This is a genomic window from Micromonospora sp. C28SCA-DRY-2 (genome assembly GCF_030519475.1).
Classification (GTDB): Bacteria; Actinomycetota; Actinomycetes; order Mycobacteriales; family Micromonosporaceae; genus Micromonospora.
This window is the reverse complement of sequence record NZ_JAUMKD010000001.1, coordinates 1,753,563-1,769,979: the sequence shown is the minus strand read 5'-3', so window position 1 is coordinate 1,769,979 and position 16,417 is coordinate 1,753,563. Positions and strand designations below refer to the sequence as shown.

The following is a 16,417-nucleotide window of genomic DNA, read 5'->3' as shown; positions in this document are numbered from 1 at the left end:
GCGGCGCGGATCGGCCGGCGGCCCGGTGCGCGGCGACGGCTATCCGGGGCCGGTCGACGGCCGGCGGCGGCGACCAGGCAGGCTGGAGGGCATGCGCGAGCCATGGGTGGTCGGGGTGTCCGGGGCGTCCGGCACCCCGTACGCGGCGGCCGTCGTCCGGGGGCTGCTCGACGCCGGGCAACCGGTGGACCTGATCGTCTCCCGGGCGGCCCGGCTGACCCTCCTCGACGAGACCGGCCGACCGTTCCGGGACGGGCACTGGGCCGAGGACCTCGCCGCCTGGCTGGGCCGGGACCTGGCCGGCGCCGACGTGCGGCACTGGCCCGCCGGTGACCTGGCCGCCGGGCCGAGCAGCGGCTCCTACCCGGTGCGCGGGATGGCGGTGGTGCCGGCCAGCACGGCGGCCTGCGCCGGCATCGCGATCGGCCTCTCCAAGGACCTGCTGCAACGGGCGGCCGAGGTCAACCTCAAGGAGCGGCGGCCGGTGGTGGTGGTGCCGCGGGAGACCCCGGTGACCCGTAGCCATCTGGAACACCTCATCGCGCTGCACGACGCCGGTGCGGTGGTGCTCCCGGCGAGCCCGGGCTTCTACGGCGCGGGTGCGGCGGCCTCCGCCGCGCAGCTGGTGGACTTCGTGGCCGGCAAGGTGCTGGATTCGCTGGGCGTGCCGCACACCCTGTTCCGGCGCTGGTCGGGCGAGCTGGGCGCGGCCCGGGCGTGAGTCAGGACGCGGACCGGACCCCGCGCCCGGTCCGCGTGCCGATCCTCAGTACATTCCGGCGTTGGCCGGACCGGGCCCGGTCGAGGCGGCGGGGCCCACGTTGCGCGGTTTGCCCACGTCTTCCGCCTCGTCCAGCATGCCCTCCCCTTCCAGCAGGGCGCGCACCTCGGATTCCCGAAACCGGCGATGCCCGCCTGGAGTCCGGATGCTTCCTATCCGGCCCGCCGCTGCCCATCTCGTCACAGTCTTCGGATCAACCCGAAACAGTGCGGCGACCTCTCCCGGTGTCAGCAGGCGATCTCCAGTGTCCACAGCCCCCTCCTCGCGTCGACGAAGCCCCCGGCTGAACACACTGCCCCCGGCCGGTGCGAGCCCAGAGCCGTCATGAGGGACGTATGGCAATTACAGCACCAGCGACCTGGCCTGTCCGCCAAACGCGAAAAACGCACTGAGTGGGAAGTTAGTAAATGGTACCGGCGTTGCTCTCCCGTCACCGTCGGTCTGCGAACAGTCACCTGCTGTTATATCCAACGGATGCCGAACGCCCGGCGTTACGCCTCTGCGACTAGGGTCTACATTCCGTGGACGCCATCGACCTGAGCCTCGTGGAGCTGCTGCGCGGCAACGCCCGCCTGTCCTACGCCGAACTGGCCCGACAGGTCGGCCTCTCCGCCCCCGCCGTGCACGAACGGGTCGCCAAGCTGGAGGCCGGCGGGGTGATCCGGGCGTACCGGGCGGAGATCGAGCCCGAGGCGGTCGGGCTCGGCGTGACCGCGCTGATCGGCATCATCGAGGACTCCGGCGCCGACACCGACGACGTGCTGGAGGCGTTCCGGGCGATACCCGAGATCGAGTCCTGCTACTTCATGGCCGGCGTCGAGTCGTTCCTGCTCAAGGCGCGGGTGACCACCATCGCCGAGCTGGAGCGGCTGATCGTGCGGTTGAACCGGACGCCGGGGGTGGCCTCCACCCGCACCGGCATCGCGCTGTCGACCAAGTGGGAGAACCGCCCGCAACCGGTCACCCCGCCCTCCGCCTGAGCCGACCGCCCCGCGCCGTCTTCCGCCTCCGCCGTGGCTGCCCGGGTTCTCCGGCGCGGTCCACGGGAAACGCGGATGGTCCGCCGCACAGGGCCCCGGGCGGTCGGCTCGGGCTCTGGCGCGGTCCGGGGCGGCGGCGGTAGCGTGCGCCGATGAGCCCGAGCGCGCCCGGAGCCGCCGTGGTGACCGGTGCCGCCGGCGGCCTCGGCCGGGCGCTCGCCGCCGCCCTGCACGCCGACGGCTGGCCGGTGCTCCTCACCGATCTCGACGCCGCCGCGGTGGCCGAGGCCGCCGCCCCGCTCGGTGGCTGGTCCCGCCCGCTCGACGTCCGCGACGAGGCGGCCTGCGCGGCGGTGGCCGCCGAGGCGGCCGACCGGGGTGGCCTCGGGCTCTGGGTGAACAACGCCGGGATCCTGGTCACCGGGCCCTCGTGGGCGCACGACGCGGCGACCCGGCGGCGGATCGTCGAGGTGAACACCCTCGGCGCGATGAACGGCACCCTGGCCGCGCTGGCGCTGATGCGCGCCCAGGGGCACGGGCACGTGCTCAACGTCGTCTCGCTGGCCGGGCTGATCGCCGCACCGGGCGAGACCGTCTACGCGGCCAGCAAGCACGCCCTGCTCGCGTTCAGCCTGGGCACCCTGGCCGACCTGCGGGCGGCCGGGCACCGGGGCGTACACGTGTCGTGCCTGTGCCCGGACGGGATCTGGACGCCGATGCTGCACGACCGGCTGGACGACCCCGGCGCGGCGGTCTCCTTCACCGGCACGCTGCTCACGCCGGAGCGGGTGGCCGCGCGGGCCGTCCGGCTGGCCCGGCGGCCCCGGCCGGTGGTCAGCCTGCCGCGCTGGCGCGGCGCGCAGGTGCGGCTGCTGGACACGCTGCCCCGGCTCGCCGTCGGGCTGACCCCGGTGATCGGGGCCGTCGGCCGGGCCGGTCAGCGCCGGCAGCGCCGCCGGGGCGGCGCGGAGCGGCCCTGACCGGCCTTGTTAGGTTTCCGGCGTGACTCATCTCGACCGGTGCGACGAGGCCAGCCGGGCGTGGGTGACCGAGGCGATCGCCACCGTGGAGGCCGACGCCAACCGGTCCGCCGACACCCACCTGCTGCCCTTCCCGCTGCCCAGGGAGTGGAGGATCGACCTCTACCTGAAGGACGAGTCGGTGCACCCCACCGGCTCGCTGAAGCACCGGCTGGCCCGCTCGCTCTTCCTGTACGGGCTCTGCAACGGCTGGATCGGCCCGGAGACCACGATCGTGGAGGCCTCCTCCGGCTCGACGGCGGTCTCCGAGGCGTACTTCGCCCGGATGCTCGGGCTGCCGTTCATCGCGGTGATGCCGGCCTCCACCTCGCCGGAGAAGATCGCCCAGATCGAGTTCCAGGGCGGCCGCTGCCACCTCGTCGAGGACCCGGCACGGGTGGTCGTCGAGGCGCGCTGGCTGGCCGAGGACACCGGCGGGCACTTCATGGACCAGTTCACCTACGCCGAGCGGGCCACCGACTGGCGGGGCAACAACAACATCGCCGAGTCGATCTACGCGCAGCTCGCCCTGGAACGCCACCCGGTGCCGGCCTGGATCGTGGTGGGTGCGGGCACCGGCGGCACCAGCGCCACCATCGGCCGGTACGCCCGCTACCGCCGGCTGCCCACCAAGCTCTGCGTGGTCGATCCGGAGAACTCCGCGTTCTACCCCGCCTGGCAGGCGGCCGACTGGTCGGTGCGCACCGGCCGGGGTTCCCGGATCGAGGGGATCGGCCGGCCGAGCGTGGAGGCGTCCTTCCTGCCCTCGGTGGTGGACCGGATGGTCCAGGTGCCGGACGCCGCGTCGCTGGCCGCCATGCGGGCCGCCTCGGCGGTGCTCGGCCGGCGGGTGGGCGGCTCGACCGGCACCAACCTCTGGGGCGCGTTCGGGCTGATCGCCGGGATGCTCGCCGACGGCCGGCAGGGCTCGGTGGTCACCCTGATCTGCGACTCCGGCGACCGGTACGCCGACACCTACTACGCCGACTCCTGGGTGGCCGCCCAGGGCCTCGACCTGGCCCCCCACCTGGCCACCGTCGAACGCTTCCTCACCACCGGCGCCTGGCCCGCCTGACCCCGCCCGCCCCCCGCGCCCGCTGGCGCTGCCCGAACAGAGAAAGAGTGGCCATTCCCTGGGAAATGGCCACTCTTTCGGTGAACGAGCGGCTCGGCGGCCGGCGCGGGGCGAGGGGCGGGTCAGGCGGTGGCGCGCTCGGCGAGGCCGGGGTAGCGCAGGACGTATCCGTCGGGGTCCAGCTCCAGGTCGGCGGTGAAGGTGTCGCTGGCGAAGCGGACCCGGCCCGGGCCCAGCGCGGTGTAGACCTGCTCGGCCGGGACCACCTGGAGACTCGGCACCAGCACCCAGGCGACGGTGATCCGCCGCGCGGTGTCCGGCGGCGCGTCGGTCAGCCCGAGCCGGCGTACCGGCAGGATGTTGAACAGCGCCGAACCGCCGAGGTCGATGTCGAGCGCGTCGGCCAGCCGGTCCGGGTCGTCGGTGCCGGGCAGCCCGGCCGGCGGGTGGCCGGCGGCGGTCAGCGCGCCGTCCAGGTCACCCTGCTCGGCGGTGGTCACCCGCCACCGGTCGGCCGCCCGTTCCAGGCGTACGCTGCGCAGCCAGCCCGCCCCCTCGACCTCGATCTCGAGCCGGGTGCTCGCCCACCCCTCGTCGGTGGCCAGCTGGTAGCGGCAGGTGTAGGGGATCGGGTCCACGGCCAGCTGCGTGCCCCGCGCGGTCAACCCGCGGGTGTCGTCGAACCGGGCGTGCTCGGCGCCGGCGGTGTCCGTCCGGGTCCAGAACAGCGACTTCGGCATGGTCGGCATGAGCCGGACGTTACGCGACCCGGCCCACGTCGGCAGGGCATGCGCGAACGCCGCCGCGAAGCTCCGGCTCCGCGGCGGCGTTTCGGCTCGTGGACAGGGTCAGTGGGTACGCGCCGGCGGCCGGCCGCTGTGGCCGCGCCGGTCGTCGCGCGGCCGGTCGTCGCGGCCCCGGCCCTCCGGCCGGAACCCGCCCCGGTCGCCGTAGCGCCGCTCGCCCTGCGGCCGGTCCCCGTGCCCGCGGCCGTCGGTCGGGCGGTCGCCGTAGCGCCGCTCGCCCTGCGGCCGGTCGCCGTAGCGTCGCTCGCCCCGGTCCTCGAAGCCGCGGGCGCCGTAGCCGCGGCCGTCGGTCGGGCGGTCGCCGTAGCGGCGCTCGCCCTGCGGTCGGTCGCCGTAGCGCCGTTCGCCCCGGTCCTCGAAGCTGCGGGCGCCGTAGCCGCGCTCGTCGCCCGGCCGGCTGCCGAAGCGTCGTTCGCTCCGCCCGCCGTGACCGTCGCTCGGGCGGTCGCCGAATCGGCGCTCGCCCTGCGGCCGGTCGCCGAAGCGGCGCTCCGCCCGGCCGTCGCGGTCGCCGAAGCGGCGCGGGCCGCCGGGCCGGTCGCCGTGCCGGCGCGGCTCCTCGGGCTCGTTGCGCACCGGCACGCCGCTCGGCTCGCGGGCGCCGGTCAGCTCGGCGAGCGCCGGGTCGCCGGCCCGCACCCGGGTCTGCGCCGGCTCCACGCCGGCCTTCTCCAGCATGGCGAGGGTGGTCCGGCGCTGCTTGGGCAGGACCAGGGTGGCCACCGCGCCCGACTCGCCGGCCCGGGCGGTGCGCCCGGCCCGGTGCAGGTAGTCCTTCGGGTCCTTCGGCGGGTCGACGTGCAGCACCAGCGACACGCCGTCCACGTGGATGCCCCGGGCCGCCACGTCCGTGGCGACCAGCACGTTCATCCGGCCCTCACGGAACTCGGCCAGGGTGCGGGTACGCATCCGCTGGGTCTTGCCGCCGTGCAGCCCGCCGGCCCGTACGCCCACCGCGGCCAGCTGCTCGACCAGCCGGTCCACGCCGAGCTGGGTCCGGGCGAAGACCATGGTCCGGCCATCCCGGGCCGCGATCGACGCCGCCACCGGGAACTTGTCGTGCGGCGGGATCAGCAGCAGGTGGTGGTCCATGGTGGAGACCGCGGCGGTCGGCGGCGCGGTGGAGTGCGTGACCGGGTCGGTCATGAACCGCTTGACCAGCGCGTCGACGTCACCGTCCAGAGTGGCCGAGAAGAGCAGCCGCTGCGCGCCGGCCGGGGTCTTGGCGAGCAGTTCGGTGACCTCCGGCAGGAAGCCCATGTCGGCCATCTGGTCGGCCTCGTCGAGCACGGTGACCTCGACGTCGTCGAGGTTGCAGACGCCCCGCTCGATCAGGTCGCCGAGCCGCCCCGGGGTGGCCACGACGATCTCCACGCCGCGCCGCAGCGCGTCGATCTGCCGGTCGTACGGCACCCCGCCGACGGCGGTCTTGAGGAACACGCCGACCGCCTTGCCGAGCGGCAGCAGCGCGTCGTTGACCTGCATGGCCAGTTCCCGGGTCGGCACCAGGACCAGGGCCCGGGGGTGCAGCGGCCGGGCCCGCTCCCCGGCGGCGACCCGGGCCAGCACCGGCAGGCCGAAGGCGAGGGTCTTGCCGGAGCCGGTCTGGCCCCGGCCGAGGACGTCCCGGCCGGCGAGCGCGTCCGGCACGGTGGCGCGCTGGATCTCGAACGGGGTGGTGATGCCCTGCCGGGCGAGCGCGCGGACCAGCGGCTGGGGCAGCCCCAGCGCGGCGAAGTCGGGGGCCGGCGTCGCGGCGGCCGGCTCGGCGGCGGTCACCGCGGCGGCCGATTCGGTGGAGTCTCCGGTGGGGGCGTCGAAGGCGGACGGAAACGTGCTGGGATCAGCAAAGGTGGTCAAGAAATGCCTTTCGAGCGGGGCGCATCTTCGCGATGGCCGGTCGCGGCTCACCGCCGCCGAATCGCCCGCAAGATCGCCCATGGGCGCGCAGGACGCGCGCCGGGTCAGTGATCTCCACAAGTGTACGGCGGAACGACCGGACCGCCACGGTGACGCGGAGCCGTAGTGGGCGGGCTCACCATCACCCCGGCAGTGCTGGTCACTTGGTCAGGATGCCGCCCACCAGCCCGTCCATGGCGTCGTTGGCGAGCAGCACGACCAGCACGCTGATCGCCACCAGCAGGCCCAGCGCGGCCGCCAGGACGATCACCACCCGGGTGGTGCTGGACCGCTCGGCGGCCGGCGACTCGGCCCAGCCCTGCGCCAGGATGTGCCCGGTCAGCGAGCCGGAGTTCTCCAACGGGTTGCCGGCGGGGAAGGCGACGGTGGTGAAGCCGGGCCCCTCCGTGCCGGCGCCGTAGACCGTGCCGGCCAGGTCCGGCCCGCCGTCGTACCGGCCGGGCTGGCGGGCGGCCGGGGCGCTGGCCGGGCTGGCCGCCGGGGCGCTGGCCGGGCCGGCGGCCGACCAGGCGGCGGCACCGGCGGGCACCGTCGGCTCCGGCCCGCCGGACCGGTCGCCCCGGCGGTCGGCGGGCGCGGCCGGCGGCGGCCAGGCCGGCAGGGCCGGCGCGGGTACGACGGGCGGCGCAGCGGCGGGTGGCCCGGAGACCGGCGGCGCGTCCGGTGACCCGGCGGCCGGCGGTGCGGACACCGACGGCGGCGTGGCGGGCGGGCCGTAGGACGGCGCGGCCGGGCCCGGCGCGGGGGCCGGCGGCGCGGAGGTGGGCACGGCGGCGGCCGGTGCCGCGGAGACGGGGGCCGCCGGGACCCGTGCGGCGCCGCGCGGGGCCGGCGCGGCGACGGGTGCGGTCGCCCGCCCGGTGAAGGCCGGCGACTGTCCCGGCGCGGCGGTGGCCGGCGGTGGCGGGAACGGCGGGGCCGGCATCGGGCCGGGCGGCGGCGGGGGCGGCGGGACCGGCGGGCCGGGCGGCGGCGCCGGCGGCCCGGGCGGCGGCAGGGGGCCGGGCGGGGTCGGTCCCGGCTTCGGTGGCACCGGGCCGGGCGGGTAGGGCCCGGGGGTCGGCGGCGTCGGGTGCGGCACGGGCGGGCTCGGTGCGGGCGGGGTCGGCCCGGGCACCGGCGGCACGGGCGCGGGTGCCGGTTCCGGCTCGGGCGTGGGCGGCTTCGGCGGCTGGGCCGGCTCCGGCGGCTGGGCGGGTTCCGGCGGTTCCGGGTTGACCGGCGCGGCCTGGTAGACCTTCGCCGTGCCGGCGCGGGCTCCGGCGGACCGCTCCGCCTCGCCGGCCGCGATCCGGCTGGCTCCGGGGACCGCGGCGCTGGCGCGGGCCGGGGTGCCGGCGCGCTGGCCCGGAACGGCGGCCGGGGTGACCGACGCGGTCGCCCGGTAGGTGGTGGCGGCCCCCGCGCCGCTGGGCGGCGCGCCGCCCGCCGGCGGGGCGACCACAGCCGCGACGCTCACCCGCGCGCTCGCCCGGGCGGCCCCGCCGGACACCGCCCCGGCGCCGATCCGGTCGGCCGGGTCCGGCGCACTCCCGGCGGGTTCTGCCGCGTCCACGGCCGCCGGCTGGGCGTCATCCGCGGCGGCTGGCGCAACGGTGTCAGGGGCGGCCCGCTCTTCAGCCGCCGGGTCGGCGTCCGTGGCGCTGGCGGCGCTGGAGTCGTCGGCGGTGTCGGGTCCGGGGCCTTCGGGGTCCGCCGGCTCGGCCTGGGAGGCGGCCGGCGCGGCCGTGGCGGCGGGTGCGGAGTCGTCGGCGGCGGCCGGTGCGGCGCGTTCCGGGGTTTCCGGCTCGGTGGTGTCAGTGGCGATCGGTTCGGCGTCACCGGGCGCGGCCGGCGCGCCCTCCTCGCCGGTCGGCTCGGCCCGAGTGACGGTCGTGGCGGCGGCCGGCGTCGGGTCCTCGGCGGCGGCCCGGCCGGCGCTTTCACTGGTTACCGGCTCGGCCTGGTCGATCGCGGTCGGCGCAGCGTCTCCGCCGGCCTCCGCGGGCTCCCCGGCGGTCGGCGCGGCCTCCTGGGAGGTCGATCCGGCCCGCTCCGCCGCGACGGGCTCGGCCTCCTCGACACCGGCCGGGTCGGCGGGGGCGGGACCGGGCTTTCCGGCGTTGTCGGTGGTCGGCTCGGCGGTGGCCGACTGCTCGTGGGGCGTGCGCTGGGCGGGTATCCCGTCGTCGGCGCCGGTCCGGTCGTCCCGGCTCGCCGGGGCGGACTGGTCGGTGGCGGGCACGGGCTTCCGGGCCGTCACCCCGGCCCGGTCGGCCGGGGCCGGCACGTCGTCGACCGGCTCCGCCGGAACCTGCTGATCGGCCATGTGCTCGCCCTCCGCGCCACGCTCGCGCCCGGATCCGCGGCGAGGGGTCCGGGCGTGCCTGAGTGTCACCGTGCCACATTCCGCCCCGGCCGCACAGCCGGAGTCCGTTCCGCGCCGGTACGCGCCCGTGCCGTCCGCGCGACGGCGGCGGAGCGCTGGCTCAGTTACCCGCGCTGGGCGTCGCCGAACCGCTCGTCGTGCTGCCGCTGGGCTCGGCCTCGCGGCTGGACTCCGCCTCCCCGCTGGACGACGCGCTGGCGCTGGCCGGCGCCGAGGTGGCCGTGTCGTCGGCCGGGGCCGACGTCGACGGCGAGCCGCTGGCGCTCGGCGAGGTGCTGCCGGTGGGCGACGGTGACGGGCTGGCCGGCGTCGGCCGCGGCGGGAGGGTGGGCTCGCTGGTCTTCGGGGGCTTCGACTCGGTCGGCTTCGGCGTCGGGGTGGCCGGCTTGCTCGGCGTCGGACTCGGCGTCGGGCTCGGGGTGGTGGGCGCGGGCACCGCGCCGATCACCCGGGTGGCCGCGTACAACCGGGACCAGCGGACCGTGGAGATCTTGACGACGTCGCCGGTGGTCGGGGCGTGCACCATCTTGCCGCCGCCGATGTACATGCCCACGTGGTGGATGCTCGTCCAGCTGCTGCCCGAGGCGAAGAAGAGCAGGTCGCCGGGGAGCAGCGCGGTGCGGGCCACGGTGCGGGAGCGGGTCGCGTAGTACTGGTCGCGGGAGACCCGGGGCAGGGCCTTGTAGCCCGCCGAGCGGTACGCGGCCCACATCAGGCCGGAGCAGTCGAACCGGTCCGGCCCCTCGGCCGCCCAGAGGTAGGGGTCGCCGAGCTGCGCCTTGGCGTACGCCACCGCGGCCAGCGCCATCGGGTGCGCCGCCAGCCCGTCGACCGTCTCGTTGGCGAGGTAGCCCGCGCCGAGCCGCTGCTCGGCCGCTTCCTGCTGCCTCTCCAGCTCGATCAGCTGCGCGGCGTTGTCCTTGCGCAGCTTGAGCAGCTTGGCCTCTTCGGCGCGCAGGCTCTGCTCGGTGGTGGTGAACTCCTGCTGGGCGCCGCGGGCCCGGGAGTCGGCCGCCAGCCAGGCCTGGTAGGCCACCTGCTCGCCGGTGCGAGCCCGGGACAGCTCGCCGGCCGCGGCGGTGGTGCCCCCCTCGGCCTTCTCCCCGCGGGTGATCCGGGAGAGCCGGTTCAGGTCGTGCAGGTCGCCGGCGAACCCGCCGGGCGGCAGGGCCGCGGCGGCCTTGAACGCGTCGGCCGCGGCGTCGTCCGCGCCCTGCTGGGCCCGGGCGAGCGCGTCCCGGGCCAGGTCGAGGTCGCGCTTGGCGGTGACCAGTTGGGTCTCCGCCTCGGTGCGCTTCTGCCGCAACAGCAGCAACTGGTCGCCGAGCTGGCCGATCCGCGCCTCGGCGGCGTAGATCTGGCTGGCCAGCGGGCCGCTGCCCAGGTTGGACACCGGCGCGCCGGGAGTGCCGGGCAGGCCGGGAACGGGCGCGCCGCCGGGCAGCCGCAACGCCCCGGTGTACGTCGGGCGGGCGCCGCTGTCGGGGACCGTGGTGGGCAGCCCCGGCTCCGCGTACGACGGGCTGGCCAGGACCGCGGCGGCGACGGCGCCGAGCAGGGCGGACCAGAGCGCCGGCCGTAGCACCGGTGAGATCACCGGGCGCCGCCGTCGTCCGTGTCGCCGCCCGCGCCCGCTGTCGACCATTCCGCTCCCCGTCCGGTGCTCTCTCCGCGCTTGTGGGCGCGGCCGTGCGGACGCTACCAGTGTGTGTCGCGTCCCAATCTGTCTTACCGCACGGAGACAGCGATGTCGATGCGTGGCCAGGTAACAGCCGGCTGAGAGTTCGGTGAGCGGGGGCACCCGGCACCGACCGTGCCGGCGGTGGCCGGTGCGGGCGACGTAGGCTCGGTCCCGGACCGCAGGTGGAAGGGGACGTGGCTGTCGATGGACGCCGGACTCAAGCGTGAGCTCGAAGCGAAGGTGTACGCCGGGGAGCGGCTGACCCGGGAGGACGGCATCGCCCTCTACGACAGCGACGACCTGACCTGGCTGGGGCGGCTGGCGCACCACCGGCGCACCGAGCTCAACGGCGACCGGGTGATGTTCAACGTCAACCGGCACCTGAACCTGACCAACGTCTGCTCCGCCTCCTGCGCGTACTGCTCGTTCCAGCGCAAGCCGGGCGAGAAGGACGCGTACACGATGCGCATCGACGAGGCGGTCCGCAAGGCCAAGGAGATGGAGGACGAGCAGCTCACCGAGCTGCACATCGTCAACGGCCTGCACCCGACCCTGCCCTGGCGCTACTACCCGAAGGTGCTGCGCGAGCTGAAGGCCGCCCTGCCGAACGTCAAGCTGAAGGCGTTCACCGCGACCGAGGTGCAGTGGTTCGAGAAGATCAGCGGGTTGACCGCCGACGAGATCCTCGACGAGCTGATGGACGCCGGCCTGGAGTCGCTGACCGGCGGCGGCGCGGAGATCTTCGACTGGGAGGTCCGGCAGCACATCGTCGACCACGCCTGCCACTGGGAGGACTGGTCGCGGATCCACCGGCTGGCCCACTCGAAGGGCATGAAGACCCCGTCGACCATGCTCTACGGGCACATCGAGGAGCCCCGGCACCGGGTCGACCACGTGCTGCGGCTGCGCGAGCTCCAGGACGAGACCGGCGGCTTCGTGGTCTTCATCCCGCTGCGCTACCAGCACGACTTCGTGGACTCGGCGGACGGCAAGATCCGCAACCGGATCCAGGACCGGACCACGATGGCCTCGCCGGCCGAGTCGCTGAAGACGTTCGCGGTCTCCCGGCTGCTGTTCGACAACGTCCCGCACGTGAAGTGCTTCTGGGTGATGCACGGGCTGTCGGTCGCCCAGCTCTCCCTCAACTTCGGCGCGGACGACCTGGACGGCTCGGTGGTCGAATACAAGATCACCCACGACGCGGACGCGTACGGCACCCCGAACACCATGCACCGGGACGACCTGCTGCACCTGATCTGGGACGCCGGCTTCCGGCCGGTGGAGCGGAACACCCGCTACGAGGTGGTCCGCGAGTACGACGCCGCGCCGTCGCTGGCGCAGCGGCGTGCCGAGCCGCAGCGGGTCTGGGCCTGACCGGCACGTACCCTCTAGAGGCCATGACCGAGCAGCAGAGCGGCTTCCCCCGGCGCGACGCCGAGGGCCGCATCCGTACCCTGGGCGACCTGCTCGGGGTGAGCCTGGCCGGCCTGGTCATCGGCGTGCTGGCGCTGGTGCTCTTCGACTGGGCGTTCGCCCTGGTGGGCAGCGGCGACTTCGGCCGGGCCAACGGCTGGCTGGCGGTGATCCTGCCGGCCTGGCTGTTCTGGGACGATTTCCGGGCCTGGGAGTTCGGCGCGGCCCGGGTGGTGGCGGCGCTGCTGGCCGCCGCGGTCGGGGTGGTCGCCGGGTTGGTGGTGGCCGGCCTGGTCGCCGGCCTGCCGCCGCTGGCCTCCGGTGCGCTGGCCGCGACGGCGTTCACTGTCGGTTACGCGGTGGTGTGGTTCCCGGGCGTGCGCTGGCTGGCCCGCCGGACGGGCTGAGGCTTCCGCCGGTGCTCCCGGCGGCGATGAACGGAGTGGGAGAAGTGGGTGCGAGGAGTGCGCGGACGCCGCGGTCGCGGACCGAGGTGAACCGGTGAGCGCGGCGGTCAAGTACACGCTGGGCCGGATCGGCCTGTTCGTGCTCGTGCTGGCGGCGCTCTGGCTGGTCGACATGAACGTCTTCCTGAAGCTGATGCTGGCGCTCGCCTTCTCCGCCGCGGCCTCGTTCTTCCTGCTGCGCGGCTGGCGCGACGAGATGGCCGAGGAGATGGCCGCCGCCGCCGAGCGGCGCCGCGCCGAGAAGGAACGCCTCCGTTCCGCCCTCGCCGGCGACGACCAGCCCGACGACTCCGGCGGCCGCCCCGAGCCGAAGTGACCAGGAGGTCCGCGCCGCCCGGACGGACCGGGACGACGCGAACCTCCTGAACGACGGGAAAGACCCGGGGTCAGGTCACCAGTTGGTGGAGCCGGCGACCGTGGGCCAGGGGAGGCGTTCCGGCTTGATCAGGTAGACCACGCCGCCGGAGCCGCCGGACACCCCGCCGCTGGCGTTGATCCGCTTGGTCCGCAGCCAGATCTGCTCGAACTGCTCCCGGGAGTACACGTTGCGGACCACGTCGTTGCTGGACGAGGCGGGGTCGTTGACGATCACGTCGCCGTCGGCGGTGAAGCCGACCACCACGAACAGGTGCCCGGAGGTGCCGTAGTTCGCCCCGTCCAGCTCGCTGGCGAGGAAGGACTGGCTGGTCACCACCGGGATACCGGCGGCGATGAAGCGCTCCAGCTCGTCCAGCGAGTGCAGCCGGGTGACCCGCCCCTCCAGGCCGGGGAAGCTGGCCGCGTACGCGGTGTTGAACGGCCAGTTGCCGGCGCCGTCGTAGGCGTAGTCGTAGACCATCCGGGCGGCGTGGTTGACCGTCGGGTCCGGGTAGGTCGGGTCCACCCAGGCGGTGTCCTCCGCGGACGCCTTCCGGCCCCAGTACTCGATCACCATCGTGGTGGAGGTGGGGGAGCACCAGGCCTGACCGCCGCCGTCGTACTCGGGGTAGTGGCCGGTGTGGACGTTCTGCGAGTAGCGCGGCACCGGCAGCTCGATGCCCCAGGCGATCCCGCCGGCGCTCGGCTCGACGGTGAACCGGTCCGGCACGGTGGAACTCATCGCGCCCAGCGTGCGCACCACCGGCGCGGCGTGCTGGCCGGGCGCCCGGTAGAGGGTGACCCGCAGCTGGTAGGCCCGCAGCAGCACCCCGGCCGCGGCGTCGTCGATGCTGAAGGTGTCGGTCCAGATGGTCGACCAGGGGTCGCCCTGCCGGTTCACGCTGGTGCGTTTGATGTCGGCGTCGCCCTCGGCCCACCGACCCATCACGTACCACGGGGTCTGGCCGCCGGTGTTGTAGGTGCCCTGCAACTCCACCTGGATCCAGGTGCCGGCCGGGGTGTCCGCGTTCCACGAGGCGATCAGCTCGGTGGCGTCGAAGCCGACCTGGGTCAGCGGCGAGGTCCAGGTGGCGTACTCCCAGCTCCGGGTGGTGCCGGTGTGCGGGTCGGTGTAGTCGGTGGTGCCGGCCGGCCGGGCCAGGGTGAGGCCCGGGTGGGCGCCGGGCACGGCCCGGGTGCCGGTGTGGGTGCCCCGACGCCAGTCGGGGTACCGCGACCACTCGTGGAAGGTGATCTGCTCGTCGTGCACCACCGGGCGGCCGGCCGGGGCCGCGACCGGCGCGGCACTGACGGGTGCCGTCGTGCCGAGGAGGGCGAGCGCGGTGACCCCGGCGAGGGCGGCCGCGCGTAGACGTCTTCTGGGCATCGCTACTCCACAGGGAAGGAGGTGGGGCATCGTTGCCGGTCAGTGTCCCGCCCGCAAGGAAGTTTCGCCATAGGTCGAGAGATGGAAAATCCTTGCCGGTGTGAGGATCCGGCTGGCATGGACCAAACAGCGATGAATATTGATATGACCATGTGACTGGTGGTGGAGTGTCCCCCACCGTGCGGGATCTCCCGCCCTCCGAGGAGGTTGTCCATGGCCTTCCGCACCACGACCCCGCGCCGGCGGCTGGCGCTCGCCGTCGCCCTCGGGCTCGGACTGCTCACCGTCGCCGCCGCACCGGCCTCCGCCCGGCCGGAACCGGACCGCGACGCCGGCCCGGCCGCCACGTCCTACCGGGTGCTCGGCCCGCGTACGGTGGCGGACCGCACTGCGGTCGCCGGCACCGGCGCCGCGATCGACTACGTCGAGCACGGCGTGCTCAACGTCTCGGCCACCCCGGCCGAGGCGGCCGCCATCACCCGGCTCGGCTTCCGGCTGGAGGCGGTCCCGGCTCCGTCGGCCCACGGCCACAGCCACGCCGAGGGGGACGTCGGCACGGCGGCCTTCCCGCCGGCCGACTCGAACTACCACGACTACGCCGAGCTGACCGCGGTGGTGAACCAGGTGGTCGCCGACCACCCGACCATCGCCCGCAAGATCAGCATCGGCAGCTCGTACGAGGGCCGGGACCTGATGGCGGTGAAGATCTCCGACAACGTCGGCACCGACGAGAACGAGCCGGAGATCCTGTTCAACTCGCAGCAGCACGCCCGCGAGCACCTCACCGTGGAGATGGCGATCTACCTGCTCAACCTCTTCACCGACAGCTACGGCTCCGACTCCCGGGTGACCGGCATCGTCAACAGCCGGGAGATCTGGATCGTGCCGACGGTGAACCCGGACGGCAGCGAGTACGACATCGCCACCGGCTCCTACCGCTCCTGGCGGAAGAACCGGCAGCCGAACAGCGGCTCCTCGTACGTGGGCACCGACCTGAACCGCAACTGGTCCTTCCAGTGGGGCTGCTGCGGCGGGTCGTCCGGCTCCACCTCGTCGGACACCTACCGCGGCCCGTCGGCGTTCTCCGCACCGGAGACCCGGGCGCTGCGCGACTTCGTCAACAGCCGGGTGGTCGGCGGGGTGCAGCAGATCAAGGCCAACATCGACTTCCACACCTACTCGCAGCTGGTGCTCTGGCCGTTCGGCTACACGTACAACAACACCGCCCCCGGGATGACCGCCGACCAGTACGACACCTTCGCCACGCTGGGCCAGCAGATGGCGAACACCAACGGCTACACCCCGCAGCAGTCCAGCGACCTCTACATCACCGACGGCGACAGCATCGACTGGATGTGGGGCACGCACGGCATCTGGGCGTACACCTTCGAGATGTACCCGGGCTCGGCCTCCGGCGGCGGCTTCTACCCGCCCGACGAGGTGATCCCGGCCCAGACCTCGCGCAACCGGGAGGCGGTGCTGCTGCTCAGCGAGTACGCGGACTGCCCGTACCGGGTGATCGGCAAGCAGGCGCAGTACTGCGGCGGTGGCGGCGGCACCACTGTCTGGTCGGACACCTTCGAGACCGCCACCGGGTGGACCACCAACCCGAACGGCACCGACACCGCGACCCTCGGGGTCTGGGAGCGGGGCGCCGCCCAGGCGACCACCTCCAGCGGCGCCAAGCAGCTCACCCCGTACGCCGGCGGCAACGACCTGGTCACCGGCCGGCTGGCCGGCGCCGGGGCGGGTGACTACGACGTCGACGGCGGCGTGACCAGCGCCCGGTCGCCGGCGGTGACCCTGCCGTCCTCGGGCACCCTGACCCTCTCGCTGGCCTGGTACCTGGCGCACGGGTCGAACGCCTCCTCGGCCGACTACTTCCGGGTCAGCGTGGTGCACAACGGCGGCACCACCGCCCTGCTCACCCAGTCCGGGGCGGCCACCAACCGCAACGGCTCCTGGGCGGTGGCGAACCTGAACCTCACCCCGTACGCCGGGCAGTCGGTGCGCATCTTGGTCGAGGCCGCGGACGCCTCCGGCGCCAGCCTGGTCGAGGCGGCTGTGGACAACGTCACCATCACCAGCTCCTGACCGGGTGGGGCCCCGTTCCGCCCCCGGCGGGGCCCCACCCACCAGCCCGATCCGGGACATATCGCCGCC

The 16,417-nt window shown here is 74.8% G+C and carries 14 protein-coding genes; 8 read left to right on the top strand and 6 right to left on the bottom strand.

Annotated elements, in window-relative coordinates; all coding sequences use genetic code 11:
* The first annotated feature begins 91 nt into the window (after positions 1-91).
* Positions 92-721 (top strand): UbiX family flavin prenyltransferase, encoded by a 630-nt coding sequence (locus tag Q3W71_RS08310; RefSeq protein ID WP_302918666.1) that lies wholly within the window; start codon positions 92-94, stop codon positions 719-721.
* A gap of 45 nt (positions 722-766) precedes the next feature.
* Here the strand turns inward: Q3W71_RS08310 and Q3W71_RS08305 are convergent, their stop codons facing one another.
* Positions 767-1,033 (bottom strand): BldC family transcriptional regulator, encoded by a 267-nt coding sequence (locus Q3W71_RS08305; RefSeq protein ID WP_088996984.1) that lies wholly within the window; start codon positions 1,031-1,033, stop codon positions 767-769.
* 269 nt (positions 1,034-1,302) lie between these two features.
* Here Q3W71_RS08305 and Q3W71_RS08300 point away from each other — a divergent pair, with 269 nt between their 5' ends.
* The 3 genes from Q3W71_RS08300 to Q3W71_RS08290 all read left to right on the top strand — a co-directional run bounded on the left by Q3W71_RS08300 (position 1,303) and on the right by Q3W71_RS08290 (position 3,855).
* Positions 1,303-1,761, top strand: coding sequence for an Lrp/AsnC family transcriptional regulator (locus Q3W71_RS08300; RefSeq protein ID WP_302918665.1), 459 nt, complete (start codon positions 1,303-1,305; stop codon positions 1,759-1,761).
* 152 nt (positions 1,762-1,913) lie between these two features.
* A complete protein-coding gene (locus Q3W71_RS08295; RefSeq protein WP_302918664.1) occupies positions 1,914-2,741 on the top strand; it encodes an SDR family oxidoreductase in 828 nt (275 codons plus the stop codon).
* A 22-nt stretch (positions 2,742-2,763) separates the two neighbouring features.
* Positions 2,764-3,855: a PLP-dependent cysteine synthase family protein gene (locus tag Q3W71_RS08290; protein WP_302918663.1), complete on the top strand. Its 1,092-nt coding sequence runs from the start codon at positions 2,764-2,766 to the stop codon at positions 3,853-3,855.
* 122 nt (positions 3,856-3,977) lie between these two features.
* Here Q3W71_RS08290 and Q3W71_RS08285 read toward each other — a convergent pair whose 3' ends face one another.
* The 4 genes from Q3W71_RS08285 to Q3W71_RS08270 all read right to left on the bottom strand — a co-directional run bounded on the left by Q3W71_RS08285 (position 3,978) and on the right by Q3W71_RS08270 (position 10,594).
* Positions 3,978-4,604, bottom strand: a complete 627-nt coding sequence (locus Q3W71_RS08285; protein ID WP_302918662.1) for a putative glycolipid-binding domain-containing protein — start codon at positions 4,602-4,604, stop codon at positions 3,978-3,980.
* A gap of 99 nt (positions 4,605-4,703) precedes the next feature.
* On the bottom strand, positions 4,704-6,521 hold the full coding sequence (locus tag Q3W71_RS08280) for a DEAD/DEAH box helicase (RefSeq protein ID WP_302918661.1): 1,818 nt from the start codon (positions 6,519-6,521) through the stop codon (positions 4,704-4,706).
* 199 nt (positions 6,522-6,720) lie between these two features.
* Positions 6,721-8,889 carry a hypothetical protein gene (locus Q3W71_RS08275; protein WP_302918660.1) on the bottom strand — a complete coding sequence of 723 codons (2,169 nt, stop codon included), beginning with the start codon at positions 8,887-8,889 and terminating at the stop codon, positions 6,721-6,723.
* Between the two features lie 160 nt (positions 8,890-9,049).
* Complete coding sequence (locus Q3W71_RS08270; RefSeq protein ID WP_302918659.1) at positions 9,050-10,594, bottom strand: C40 family peptidase; 1,545 nt, start codon at positions 10,592-10,594, stop codon at positions 9,050-9,052.
* 240 nt (positions 10,595-10,834) lie between these two features.
* Here Q3W71_RS08270 and mqnE point away from each other — a divergent pair, with 240 nt between their 5' ends.
* The 3 genes from mqnE to Q3W71_RS08255 all read left to right on the top strand — a co-directional run bounded on the left by mqnE (position 10,835) and on the right by Q3W71_RS08255 (position 12,826).
* Positions 10,835-12,004, top strand: coding sequence for an aminofutalosine synthase MqnE (mqnE, locus tag Q3W71_RS08265; protein WP_302918658.1), 1,170 nt, complete (start codon positions 10,835-10,837; stop codon positions 12,002-12,004).
* 23 nt (positions 12,005-12,027) lie between these two features.
* A complete protein-coding gene (locus tag Q3W71_RS08260) occupies positions 12,028-12,450 on the top strand; it encodes a hypothetical protein (protein ID WP_302918657.1) in 423 nt (140 codons plus the stop codon).
* 94 nt (positions 12,451-12,544) lie between these two features.
* Positions 12,545-12,826, top strand: a complete 282-nt coding sequence (locus Q3W71_RS08255; protein ID WP_302918656.1) for a DUF4229 domain-containing protein — start codon at positions 12,545-12,547, stop codon at positions 12,824-12,826.
* Positions 12,827-12,901: 75 nt separating this feature from the next.
* On the opposite strand, the gene Q3W71_RS08250 is transcribed toward Q3W71_RS08255, so the two are convergent.
* The gene (locus Q3W71_RS08250) at positions 12,902-14,254 is read right to left on the bottom strand and encodes a C39 family peptidase (RefSeq protein WP_302918655.1); all 1,353 of its coding nucleotides are present in this window, start codon (positions 14,252-14,254) and stop codon (positions 12,902-12,904) included.
* A gap of 213 nt (positions 14,255-14,467) precedes the next feature.
* Here Q3W71_RS08250 and Q3W71_RS08245 point away from each other — a divergent pair, with 213 nt between their 5' ends.
* Positions 14,468-16,348, top strand: a complete 1,881-nt coding sequence (locus tag Q3W71_RS08245) for a M14 family metallopeptidase (RefSeq protein WP_302918654.1) — start codon at positions 14,468-14,470, stop codon at positions 16,346-16,348.
* The last annotated feature ends 69 nt before the right edge of the window (positions 16,349-16,417 follow it).